Below are 12,513 nucleotides of genomic sequence, written 5' to 3' on the forward strand. Positions count from 1 at the left end.
TTCGCTCCTATTCCTCCGCTCCTCGCTTGTCAATTGATCGCTCACCCGCCGCCGATGCAGCCATGATCGGGGCGCAGCCAGCGCGGCACCCGGCCCACCACCTCAATACGCACCCGCCGCCCGGCCCGCGGCAACCGCATCTGCGCCCAAGCGCCGCTCCACACGCCGCGATCATCGCGCGCCCGCGAATACCAGCCCGCGCCCAACTCCGCCGCGACGGGCCGCCCGTCCACGCGGACCGCCCCGGCGCAAAACCCCAGCTCCCGCCGATCCTCTGACGCCGGATCGGTCTCCGCCGGGATGGCGGCGCGCATGCGCAGCACCAGCCGATCAATCTTGGTGGGCGGCTCAAAACACACCCAGCCCCGCCGCAGCCGCCCCGCAATGACCGCATCGCCAATCAACGCCTCGCCAACCAAAGCCTCGCCAACCAAAGCCTCGCCAACCAAAGCCTCGCCAACCAAAGCCTCAATGGCGAGACCATGCGCTATCCGATAGCCCAGCCGCTCGGCGCGCTGATGCAAATCCGCCCGCAGCGCCGCGAGTTTGGCGCCGCCGGTCAGCAACGGCAGGCAGGCGGGCAACACCCCCTGCGCCACGCCCCGCCCTTGCGTAAACCGCGCCCGGTTGCCGGTATCGCGATAGCTCTCGCACGCCAGCCCTTCGGCGAGCAGCACATCATGACCGCTCAACTCGATATGAAAATAGGTCACGGTCAGCGCCTGATCATCGCGGGTGATGGTGGCGCCATTCACCAGCAGGCAAGCAGGCACCAACGCCCCGGCCATCGCAATCGCATGCAGCGGCGAAACCCGCAGATCGCGGCGCGGTACACAAGGCGCAAACGCGCCGCGCGCAATAAAAATCGGTCGCAGCACCGGCGAGGCGGTGGCCAAATCCAAACTGCGCCACCCCACCCATGCCACCGCCCGCACCCGCCCGCTCGCCGTGACCAACGCATCACCCGGCGCGATGGTTTCCACCGCGCGATAGCCATTCGGGGTCAATAAGCCGGTGCCCCGGACAAAGCAGGGCATCGGCGCCGTATCGGTAATCAGGCTGCCACCCGCCCCATCACTGCTGACAACAGCCGGGCCTGACGCCACGCCGAGCGCGAACGCCGCCGCCCCGGCAATACTCACCGTGCCGCCATTGATCTGCACCGATCCGGGTGCCACGCCGCGCAAATCGATCGCATCGCTACCCGCCAGCCCGACCACCGCATCATGCTGCACGGTCGGAGCGCTGAGCGATAACAAACCGGCCATGCCGCCAAACGCAATCGTCCCCTGGCTCGCCGCCCCCGCCAAATCCAGCGTGGCCGCCTCGGCAATGGTGGCACCACCCAGCAGGGTCGCGCCAATATCCAGCACCCCGCCCACCGCCGTCAGCGCGCCTTGATTATCCAACATCGCCAAGCCAACGCCCGCCGCGCCAATCTCGCCATAACCCGACAGGCTCGCGCCCGATGCGATGCTGAGGGTGCCGAGCGTGAGCGACCCATCGTTCAAAGCGAGGCTGCCGCCCGCCTGCAGGCTTAGTCCATCCACCAGGGTGGTGCGCGCACTCGCCTCATCCAGCAGCCCCGCCACCGCGAGGGTTGCCGCCGAGAAACTCGCCACCGGCCCGATCGACAGCAACGCCCCGGCATTCAGGCTGAACGCCCCGGCAACCTGCAAGCTCGCATCCTGCGTGACCCAAACCGCTCCCGCCGCCTCATCAAATACCGAGGCCTGCAACAAGGCCGAACCACCCAGCGCCATCGTCGCGTCGCTCGCGGTTACCGCGCCCAAATCCAGCACCGCTTGGCCGGTCGCCGAACAAATCGCAACCGCTCCCACCCCACGCGCCGCACCGCCCAAGCTGGCGCTGCTGACACTCAGCGTGCCGCTGATCCCCACTTGCGCGGGCCCTGCATCGCCCAGCACCAAGCCGCCGGCGGAAACCGAGCCGGTCAATTCCAGCCAGCCTTGATCGATGGCGAGAGTTTGCCCCGGCGCGCTCACCGCACCCGCGAGGCCCAGCGTGCCGCCGCTCACCTGCGCGCTACCGCCCAGCGTGACCACCGCATTCGCATCGAACAACGCAAACCCGCTCGGCGCGACGCTCAGCGCCACGCCCGCAAGACCGGGCAGCACAAAGCTTCCCGCCAGATCAAAGCCGCCTTGCACCGCCAGCGCGCCCGCCTCGCCCGGCCCGGTGAGCAAAATCGGCGCGCCTTGATGCGAGCCGAGCACCGCCAGATCGCCATTCGCCGGCGCCGCACCCGCGAGCCAAGTGCTCGCCGCATCAAACACTGCATCAGTGCCACCGGCGAAAAACAAGGTGGCGGCGGGTGCAATCGTCACGCCGATCGCCGCCGTCAGTCCGGCCAACCCCGTGCCGCCGATGAAATTCAGCACATCGCCGCTGCCCGCACCCTCCGGCGTATAAACCAAGGCGGCCAACTGATCATCCAGCGCCAGCGCCGAACTCGCACTCAAGGTCAGGCTGCTGGATGCTGTCGTCGCGCTCGCCAGCGCCACCGCGCCATGATCCGCCGTGATGGTCAGGATCATCCCGCCGCTCGGATTGACCGGCACTTGCAGCCCCAACCCGATAATGGTTTCACCAAGCCCGATCCCGGCGGTCTCCGCCGCATCGATCAAGGCTTGATTGGCCGGTGTGTCATTCAAGCTGAGCGCCGGGGCGCTGGCTCGCAGGCCGATCACCGATTGCCCGGCCTGATCGGTTTCCACCACCGGCAAGGTGCCGGGCGGCAAACTGGTACTGATGGTGATAATTTCGCTGGCGCCGGACGGATCGATGCCGGAGACCAAAAATGAGTGGGCGCTCACATTGAACACAGTGAGCGAGGTCAATGTCGGCAGCACGATCCGATCCCCGGCGACGAAGCCGCTGAAGCTCGCCGCGAAATCCAGCGGATCATCGATCACCAAAACCCCGCCCTGCTCACCGCGCGGGCTGGCGAAGCCACCTTGATTTTGCGCGGGGCTGGCACCCGGCGCGAAGCTGATGGTGGCATCACTGCCCACGGTAATCGGCGTTGGATTGAACACGCCATAGAGCGGCGCCACCGGCGCCAATTCCAGCACCGCCCCCGGCTCGATCAGCAAATTCACCCCGCCGCCAATGGAACCGGCATCCAGCGTGAGCGGTGCCGGGCCGAGCGCCAGCACGGTTCCCGGCCCGGCCAAAATGTCTGATTGGCTGAAATTACCTGCGAGCAGCGCGCCCGCCCCCGCGAGTACGGCATTCGCCGCGAGGCTGATCGCGACCAGGGTGGTGGTGGGTGCTGCAGCACCGGCTTGCAGCACCCCGGCAAAATCCACCGTGCCGCCCGCCGCCACCGCCAGCGGGCCGGCCAGCGTGCCGCCGCCGGGCAGCAGCGCCGTTCCCACCCCATCCAACCCATCCAGCGTGAGCGCGCCAAAATCCGCGAGCCAAGCACCCGATTGCACCACCGCACCGCCCGCCGTGAGCGCCGCACCGGCATCGATCATCAGATCACCGCCAACCCCGCCAAGCGCGAGCGATCCGGCCACCGCCACCGAACCCGTCAAATCGAGCGTGGCTCCTGCTGCGATGGTGAGGGCGGCGGCAACCCCATCCCCGGCAATGGTCGCGGACCCGGCCATGGTGACATCGCTGGCGAGGTTCGGCACCGTGCTGGCCGACCAGAAATTGCTCTCCTGCCAGTCCCCCGCACCGCCCAGCCAGGTCGCGCTGCTCGGCGTGAGCGTGCCGCTCGCGCTGACAATCAGGCTGCCGGAGGTGATCTGCGCGGGCAGCGCGCCGCCCGATTGCCGCGCAATATACTCAACCGTGCCGTTACCGGCTTCATTCAAGCTGATCCCGGCCAAAACCGCATCGAACGCCGCCATGTCGGCGGCGTTGCCAACCAGCACCAGCGTTTCGCTTCCAGCACCGCTGATATCCAGTCCGGCGACGGCGGCAGGGAGCAAAAACACCCCATCAGAGGCCATCAACGTAACCGCCAGCGTCACCGCCGCGCCGGGGCCGAGTGCGACGGCAGGATCATCAGCCAGGGTCAGCGGCAAAGGCGTGGCGATGCCGGCGCTGAGTGCAAGGCTTGCCGGCGGTGCGATGAAAGCGGGCGGTGTGTCGGCCACCGCCGTAACGCTGAGTGTCTGCAGCAAAGGCGGCCCGGTGAGATTGGTGCCGGCCAGCAGCGGCACGCCCGCCACCGCGATGGTCAACGCCGCGGTGCCGGTGAAATTCGCCTCGATCAGCAAACTGGCGAGCGCCTCATTCACCGCCGCCAGCGCACCGCTCAGCGTCAGCGCGCCCGACGCGCTCGATATCGTCGCACCGCTCGCCGCCCCCACCGACAAATCCAGCGTGCTGGTCAGGGTTAATGTGACCGACGATGCTGTAGCCACCACGGCAATGCCGCCGGGCGGCGCCAGATCAAGCGAGAGCAAAACACCATCGACCGCGATGATCGATCCCGGCGCAACCAAGCTTAGCGAACCACCCACCCGACCTCTCCATTACGGAGCTGGACGGTAATTCACAATCTCTGGTCGTTCAACGTGTATTTTTAATTTATGGTTGTATCAGATCGATATTGGTTTAGGTTGATGAGCCAGATCCAACCTAAACCAATCACCCTCTACCGCAAACCCGCGCAAAATTTCTGAATCCGCGTGCAGGCTTCGCGCAAGGTTTCGGTATCGGTCGCGTAGCTGACGCGGAAATGCCCTGGAAACACGAAGGCCGTGCCGTGGACCGCCGCCACCCCTTGTTCTTCGAGCAAAGCCGCGACGAAATCGGCGTCATCCTTGATCAAGGTGCCGCCAGCGCTGGTTTTGCCGATACAACCCGCGACCGAGGGAAACACGTAAAACGCCCCTTCCGGCGTCGCACAGGTCAGGCCGGGCGCCTGATTGAGCATCGCCACCACCAAATCACGCCGCGCTTGATAGGCTTGGCGCATGGTCTCGATCGCGTCTTGCGGGCCGGTGAGCGCTGCGACGGCGGCGGCCTGGCTGATCGAGGAGGTGTTGGAGGTGGATTGGCTCTGCAATTTATCCATCGCCTTGATCAGCCGCGTCGGCGCGCCGCAAAAGCCGATACGCCAGCCGGTCATCGCGTAGGCTTTGGAGCATCCATTCATCGTCACCGTGCGGTCACGCAGGCGCGGCTCAACTTCGACGATGGTGGCAGGCTTGAACCCATCATAGGTCAGCTTTGCATAAATATCATCGGTAAAAATCCAAACATCCGGATGCCGGAGCAAAACATCGCAAATTGGCCGCAAATCGGCCGCTGAATAGGCCGCGCCCGTTGGGTTCGAGGGGGTGTTGAGGATCAACCATTTGGTGCGCGGCGTGATCGCGGCTTCAAGGTCTTCGGCGCGCAATTTGAACCCGGCATTCGGACCACACGGCACAAAAACCGGCTTGCCTTCAGCGAGTTGCACGATATCAGGATAGCTCACCCAGCACGGCGTTGGGATGATCGCCTCGTCACCCGCTTCGATGGTTGCGAGCATGGCGTTGAAAATCACCTGCTTGCCGCCGGTGGAGACAATAATTTCATCGGGGCTGTAGGTAATGCCGTGATCGCGCAGGAACGAGGCCGCGACGGCTTGGCGCAGCGCCAATGTGCCCGCGACATCGGTATATTTGGTCTCGCCCCGCTCAATCGCGGCAATCGCTGCCTGTTTGACATGGGCGGGGGTGTCAAAATCGGGCTCACCCGCGGACAGGCTGATAACATCGCGCCCCTCGGCTTTGAGCTGCCGCGCCTTGGTCGAAATCGCAATGGTCTGGCTGGGGCTGATGCGGTTGAGGCGGGCGGCGATCAAATCCATCGTGTTTTCTCCGATTTTCGCCCTCGGTGTAGCGTGGATTATCAGCAGCGACCACTCCATATTTTCACGAAACCAGCGTTGCTACGCACGCGGGTCTTTACCTTCGCCGCCGAAACCCATATCAGACGGGTATTGAGAGGTCAGCGATTGGGGTGTAGCCAAGCGGTAAGGCAGCGGATTTTGATTCCGCCATGCGGAGGTTCGAATCCTCCCTCCCCAGCCACTCGAATTCCCCCGCGCTATGATGGCTCTGCGCTCTGTGCCACACTCGCTCATGACCAATTCTGAACGCGATCACGTTGCCCTCGCTTTGCAAGGCGGGGGTTCCCATGGGGCTTATAGCTGGGGCGTGCTGGATGCGTTGCTGGAACGCGGGTTCCGCTTCGATTCGGTGTGCGGCGTATCCTCCGGGGCGATTCTGGCCACCATGGCGGTGCAAGGGCTGGTGCAAGGCGGGGCTGAAGGCGCGCGAGCGCAGATGACACGCTTTTGGGATCGGGTGATGGCCAGCGATTGGTTCGCGCCGATGATGGGGGCGTTGGATCGCTGGGTGCCGGGCTTCGAGATTGGCCGGGGCATGTCCAATGCTTTTGCCATGCAGGGATTATCGGCGATGAGCAGTTTTTTCGGCCCGCTCTCGGTCAATCCGCTCGGGCAAAATCCGCTTCGGCCAATTCTCAATGATTTGCTCGACCGCACCGCATTGGCCGACCCGGCAGCGCCCGCTTTGTTTGTGGCGGCGACGGCGGTGGAATCGGGCAAGCTGCGCATTTTCGCCAATGGCGCCATCACTGTCGATGCGTTGCTGGCCTCGGCTTGTTTGCCGGCGGCGTTTCCGGCGGTGATGATCGAGGGGGTGGCTTATTGGGATGGGGCCTATGCTGGCAATCCACCCCTGGCCCCGTTGCTGGCGCGCAGGCCGGAGCGCCTGGTGCTGATCCGGGCGCAAAGCCGGTTTCGCAAAGGGGTTCCCGAGCAGCCGAGCGATATTTTGAACCGGGTGCAGGAGCTGGCGTTTCAGGCGGCGATTGAGGCGGAACTGGCCTATGTGCCCGCTGAGACGCGCTTGATCGATTACAGCGCCGATACCGCGCTGAATGGGCTGAGCGCCGAATCGCGCGCCAGCACCGATCGCGGGTTTTTGGATAAATTATTCCGCGCTGGCCGTGCGGTGGGCCAGACTGAGCCGCATGGCGATTGATCGGTCCCCTCGCGCGCGGGTGCGCAGCCTGTCCGCACGGCTGCTGCGGCTGACGGTGCTGGTGACCTTGCTGGTCGAGGTGATGATCCTGCTGCCGAGCCTGGGGCTGGAGCGCAATGCCTGGCTGCTCAACCGGGTGACCGATGCGCATTTGGCGGCGATTACCGTGGCCTCCTCGCCCGATGGGGTGGTGGCGCTGTCCACCCGCGATGAGCTGCTGCGCTTGTCCGGCACCTTGGCGATCAGTTTGGTGACCAAGGGCAAGACCTTGATGGTGATGCCGCCCACCCGACTGCGCCCGCCCGATGCGACGGTGGATTTGACGCATGAGAGCCTCGTGGCCTCGATGGTTCGCGCCTTGCGCGCGGTGGTGGGGCTGGCGCCACGCTCGACCATGGTGATCGCGCAAAGCCCGTTGCGGCCCAATGTCACGGTGGAAATTATTGTGCGCAACGCGGCGCTGACCCGGCATTTGCGGCGCTATGCCGAACATATCGCCGCCCTCTCGCTGGCGATTGCGCTGAGCACCGGGCTGGTGGTGTATTTGGCGCTCGATCGGCTCTTGGTGTTGCCGATCCGCCGACTGACCGCGAGCATTGCCGCGTTTCGCGCCGACCCGGAGCGGGCGGCGCCGATTGATCTCGCGGCGGCGACCGGGTTTCGCGATGATGAGATCGCGATGGCGGCGGGGGAGTTGGCGCAAATGCAAACCGAGTTGCGCGCCGCGTTATGGCGCAATGCGCGGCTGGCGGCGCTGGGCACGGCGGTGGCGAAGATCAGCCATGATTTACGCAATATTCTCGCCTCGGCGCTGCTGGTGGCGGACCGGCTCGCGGGGAGCGAAGACCCGGTGACCCAGCGCGCGGCGGCGACGCTGGTGGGGGCGGTGGATCGGGCGACGGCGCTGGTGACGCAGACGCTGAGCTTCGCGCGCGAGGGACCGCCTTTGGTGCTGCGGGCAGAGACCGCGCTCGGCGCTTTGGTGGATGATGTCGCCGAGCAAATTCGGCTGCTGACGCCGGGGGTGGAGATTAACAGTGCGGTGCCGGGCGATTTACGCACCAGGCTGGACCGCGATCAGTTTCACCGGGTGTTGCTCAACCTGTTGCGCAATGCGGTGCAGGCGGGTGCGACCCGGCTGGAGGTGCGTGCGGCGATTGAGCCGGCGGCGGCGGGGGATGTGGCCGGGGCGTTGATTGTTGAGATTGAGGATAACGGGCCGGGTCTGCCGGAGCGGGCGCGGGCAAATTTATTTCGGCCCTTTGTTGGCTCGGCGCGGCGCGATGGCACCGGGCTGGGGCTCGCGATTGTGCGCGATTTGATCCGGGCGCATGGCGGGGAGATTGAGCTGGTGCGCACCGGGCGCGAGGGGACGCTGTTTCGGATTATGATACAGGATGAATTGCTGATGAGCTGAGTCGGGTGGCGCCTTATTCGCCGCCACCCGGTTGCGATGATCAGGCGGCTTGGCTTGTCGCCATGGCGGCTTGGAGATTTTCATCGAGCTTGGCCAGGAATTCCTGGGTGGTGAGCCAGGGTTGGTCGCGCCCGATCAGCGAGGCGAGGTCTTTGGTCATGAAGCCGGATTCGACGGTTTGCACGCAAACGCGCTCCAGCGTTTCGGCGAATTCGGTGACCTCGGGTGTGTCATCGAACTTGCCGCGATAAGCGAGGCCCCGGGTCCAGGCGAAAATGCTGGCGATGGGGTTGGTGCTGGTGGGTTTGCCTTTTTGGTGATCGCGGTAATGGCGGGTGACGGTGCCGTGCGCCGCTTCGCTCTCGACGGTTTTACCATCCGGGCTGAGCAGCACCGAGGTCATCAGGCCGAGGCTGCCGAAGCCTTGGGCGACGATGTCGCTTTCCACATCGCCATCGTAGTTTTTGCAGGCCCAGAGATAGCCGCCATTCCATTTCAGGGCGCTGGCGACCATGTCATCGATCAGGCGATGCTCATAGGTCAGGCCTTTGGCGGCGAAGGCCTCTTTGAATTCGGCGTCGAAAATCTCCTGGAACACGTCCTTGAACATGCCGTCATAGGCTTTCAGGATGGTGTTTTTGGTGGAGAGATAGACCGGGTAATTGCGCAGCAGGCCATAATTGAAGCTGGCCCGGGCGAAGCCGGCGATTGAGGCTTTGGTGTTGTGCATACCAAGGGCCACGCCGGGGCCTTTGAAATCATGCACATCGAGAATGATCGGCTTGCTGCCATCGGCGGGGATGTAGGAAAGCTGGACCTTGCCGGGGCCGGGGATTTTGGTTTCCACGGCGCGGTAAATATCGCCATAGGCGTGACGGCCAATCACGATCGGCTCGGACCAATGCGGGACCAGGCGGGGGACGTTTTTGCAAATGATCGGCTCGCGGAAAATGGTGCCATCGAGAATGTTGCGGATGGTGCCGTTCGGGCTGCGCCACATTTGCTTGAGGTTGAATTCGCGCACGCGCGCTTCATCGGGCGTGATGGTCGCGCATTTGACCGCGACGCCATATTGCTTGGTGGCCAGGGCTGATTCAACGGTGACCTTGTCATCCGTCGCGTCGCGATGTTCGATGCCAAGATCGTAATATTTCAAATCGACGTCGAGATAAGGCAGGATCAGCTTGTCTTTGATGAAGCCCCAGATGATCCGGGTCATTTCATCGCCGTCCATTTCGACGATGGGATTTTTTACCTTGATTTTGGCCATCGAGTGTTCCTTTACCGGCTGAGGGGCTGACCACACAGGTTACGGTGTTTACGCGAAGGGTGAGGCGCGATACGAGCGCCTGAGATGGAGGTCTGATATGACAAGTAGCATGGGTCACGCAACTGACTGGGACCGGGACGCCGCGCTGACCACGGCGCGCATCCTGCTGGAGATCAAGGCGCTGAATTTCCGCGCCGATGAACCTTACACTTTTACCTCCGGCTGGAAGGCGCCGGTTTATATTGATTGCCGGAAAATTATTTATTTTCCGCGGGCGCGCGCCAAAATTTGTGAGCTGGCGGTGGAAAAACTGACCCGGCATGTTGGGTTTGAAACCATCGAAGCGGTGGCCGGCGGGGAGACGGCGGGGATTCCCTATGCCGCGTGGATTGCCGACCGGATGGGGCTGCCGATGTCTTATGTGCGCAAAAAACCCAAGGGTTTTGGCCGCAATGCACAGATTGAGGGCGATGTGCCGGAGGGCAAGCAGACCTTGCTGGTGGAGGATTTGACCACCGATGGCGGCTCGAAAATCCAGTTTGCCAACGCGCTGCGCGACGCGGGCGCGATTTGCGACCATGTGTTTGTGGTGTTTTTCTACGGGGTGTTTCCGGGCAGCCTCGCCAAGCTGCAAGAGATGGGGATTTCGCTGCATCATCTCTGCACCTGGTGGGACGTGCTAGAGGCGTGCCGCGAACGCGACTATTTCCCGGACGCGACACTGGGGGTGGTGCGCAAATTCCTGGAAAACCCGGTTGGCTGGTCCGCCGCGCATGGCGGTGTCGCGAGCGCCGAAGAAGCCGCCGCCCGCAAGGCGGCTGGCTGATTTTTTGCTCCTTTCGCTCCTTTTAATTTTGAAAGTGCAACGACTTGGGCGCAATTTTGCGCCTAGCGCTCGAAGTTGATTTTTGCGCGGGCGGGGGGTGCGTAAATATGGCCGGACAAAGTGGGGCATGGCGGAGCGGGAGGGTATTTTTGGAGAAAATATTCGTAGAGCGTTGGCTCTGGTTTTTTGCTCCGCCGCGCCGGTTTGCGCGCCGGTTTTTGCTCCGGTTTGCGGGGTTTACGCGGTAATTTGAGGTAATCGGGGAGCGGGATCGCGAGCATGTGGCAGATTGGGCGCAGCACGCGACCGATGCGGGGATTTTCGCCGTGGAGGAGCGATAAGTCGGGGTCTTCGAGGAAGCGGATCAGATGACCCCGGACATAGGGGATGTGGTGGCCGGGGAAGGTTTGCAGCAGCCAGCCCTTTTGCTCCGGAATTTCGCGCCTTTTTGCGCCGGTTATGGGAGCTGACGTTGGCTCCGGGACGGTTTGAGCTTTGGGCTGTGGTTTCCGTTCGCGGATGGGGCGTGGGTTCAGGGAGAGAGAACGGAAACGGCGGGAGAGGAGCGAAATACGGTGCCAGACGGCCCATTTAAGGGCGAGATTAAAGCGGGCATAGTCGGGGGCGCCGAGGGTTTTGCGGAGCATGTGCGCGATCGCTGTGAAGCGGTCGGCGAGCAAAAGCGCGAGGGGGTTAGTGACCTGCTCCATGGCTCTAACATGGCACAGCAGGGGGTGGTTGCGAAAGGGGAAAATGAGTGAAGATTTTTGCGGGTGATACGACACTTGATGGGGCAATGACCGGGATGATAGGCCAGTGATTGGCGCGATTTCGGATTGGTCATTTGGGGCTGATCCAGGGATTTTTTAAGGTTCTGTCTTTTGCTCCAAAACGAATGTGCGGGAACCAGTAATTGTCACGATAAGCAATCTGCAAGGCCCAATTGGCCATGATGTGGGCCTGCTTTGGTGAAAGCCGGAATTTACGCTCATAATAATATTGCAATTCGATCGCGGCTTGCGGATAGACATACTTGATTTCGGCGTAAAGATGCGCCGTGTCAGGTCCGGCTTTCGACCATGCCAGCAAATCTTTCTCCAGCGTTTTCCTCGAATTGGTCGGAGTGTAATCTGGTCCTATGATGGCCCATGGTCGATAGGCAACCTTGATCCACAACCCTTGCTCGTCTTGGCGCAAGTTCGCACGATATCGTATCTCTCCTTCCGCTGGATCTGGCGTGTGGGAACCGAGCGATTCATCTAACAGGCGGGCGAAGAGTCTAACTTTTTCGGGCAAAACGTGCGGTGATGTTGCCGTCCCGAGTTGGGGCCAGAGATTAATCTGACAGGCCATTTTGTAGCCTTGCGGTGTTGGCAAGTAGATGCTCCACCGGCCATTCGTGCCTTGCGCGTGTGGATCGTCAATGAGCCACAATTCTTTATCACCCTTCGACATCATAAGATTTGTTGATAGGACGCTTCCAAAGAGAAGATTTGCGTTAGGGGGCAGAGGATAAATATAATTTAATTTAACGAATTTTTTGGCAAATTGGTTCAATGAGATCGTATTTCTAAGATCAATATATGAATATATTTGCGGATGCCATCCGTATTGTTGCGATAGAATGACTAATCGTCCGGCTTGAGAAGGGTTTTTCTGCCAATAGATGATATTACTATATTTTTGGATTACTATTTTTTTAAATAAAATTGAATTTTTTTGATAATCGACCTGGCGGTAATTTGATTTTTTAATTTGATTTGATGGACGATCTGGTGGTGGTAACATTTCTTTATTGGCCAAAGCAAATTCGTACTTGCATTCCGGTCGATTGATCTGGCCTGAAATGGTCGGGGCGGCGCGAGCAACGCCGACGCCACCGCACGCTGTTGCTAGACAACTGACGAGAGCACGCCAAAAAAATTGTTTCAGCGGAACCTCCTGCGATTAGGGCGTTATG

General features: G+C 62.0%; 8 protein-coding genes and 1 tRNA gene. 4 read left to right on the forward strand and 5 right to left on the reverse strand.

Features of this window, described 5'->3' with window-relative positions:
• Positions 1–41: 41 nt before the first annotated feature.
• Together ACYUCQ_RS05910 and ACYUCQ_RS05915 are read right to left on the reverse strand one after the other, a co-directional pair.
• Positions 42–4,502, reverse strand: a complete 4,461-nt coding sequence (locus ACYUCQ_RS05910) for a Hint domain-containing protein (RefSeq protein WP_460253590.1) — start codon at positions 4,500–4,502, stop codon at positions 42–44.
• 134 nt (positions 4,503–4,636) lie between these two features.
• A complete protein-coding gene (locus ACYUCQ_RS05915) occupies positions 4,637–5,839 on the reverse strand; it encodes a pyridoxal phosphate-dependent aminotransferase (protein WP_460253591.1) in 1,203 nt (400 codons plus the stop codon).
• 148 nt (positions 5,840–5,987) lie between these two features.
• Here ACYUCQ_RS05915 and ACYUCQ_RS05920 point away from each other — a divergent pair.
• From ACYUCQ_RS05920 to ACYUCQ_RS05930, 3 genes are all read left to right on the forward strand, one after another.
• Positions 5,988–6,062 (forward strand) — tRNA-Gln (locus tag ACYUCQ_RS05920).
• A 51-nt stretch (positions 6,063–6,113) separates the two neighbouring features.
• Positions 6,114–7,040, forward strand: a complete 927-nt coding sequence (locus tag ACYUCQ_RS05925; protein WP_460253592.1) for a patatin-like phospholipase family protein — start codon at positions 6,114–6,116, stop codon at positions 7,038–7,040.
• Positions 7,030–8,457: an ATP-binding protein gene (locus tag ACYUCQ_RS05930; RefSeq protein WP_460253593.1), complete on the forward strand. Its 1,428-nt coding sequence runs from the start codon at positions 7,030–7,032 to the stop codon at positions 8,455–8,457. Before ACYUCQ_RS05925 ends, ACYUCQ_RS05930 begins: the two co-directional genes overlap by 11 nt.
• A gap of 40 nt (positions 8,458–8,497) precedes the next feature.
• Here the strand turns inward: ACYUCQ_RS05930 and ACYUCQ_RS05935 are convergent, their stop codons facing one another.
• On the reverse strand, positions 8,498–9,727 hold the full coding sequence (locus ACYUCQ_RS05935) for an NADP-dependent isocitrate dehydrogenase (RefSeq protein ID WP_460253594.1): 1,230 nt from the start codon (positions 9,725–9,727) through the stop codon (positions 8,498–8,500).
• 97 nt (positions 9,728–9,824) lie between these two features.
• Here ACYUCQ_RS05935 and ACYUCQ_RS05940 point away from each other — a divergent pair, with 97 nt between their 5' ends.
• The gene (locus tag ACYUCQ_RS05940; protein WP_460253595.1) at positions 9,825–10,553 is read left to right on the forward strand and encodes an orotate phosphoribosyltransferase; all 729 of its coding nucleotides are present in this window, start codon (positions 9,825–9,827) and stop codon (positions 10,551–10,553) included.
• Between the two features lie 62 nt (positions 10,554–10,615).
• Here the strand turns inward: ACYUCQ_RS05940 and ACYUCQ_RS05945 are convergent, their stop codons facing one another.
• Both ACYUCQ_RS05945 and ACYUCQ_RS05950 read right to left on the reverse strand, forming a co-directional pair.
• A complete protein-coding gene (locus tag ACYUCQ_RS05945; RefSeq protein WP_460253596.1) occupies positions 10,616–11,263 on the reverse strand; it encodes a hypothetical protein in 648 nt (215 codons plus the stop codon).
• Between the two features lie 130 nt (positions 11,264–11,393).
• On the reverse strand, positions 11,394–12,356 hold the full coding sequence (locus tag ACYUCQ_RS05950) for a hypothetical protein (RefSeq protein ID WP_460253597.1): 963 nt from the start codon (positions 12,354–12,356) through the stop codon (positions 11,394–11,396).
• Between the last annotated feature and the right edge of the window lie 157 nt (positions 12,357–12,513).

This window comes from Acidiphilium sp. MT5, assembly GCF_054767495.1.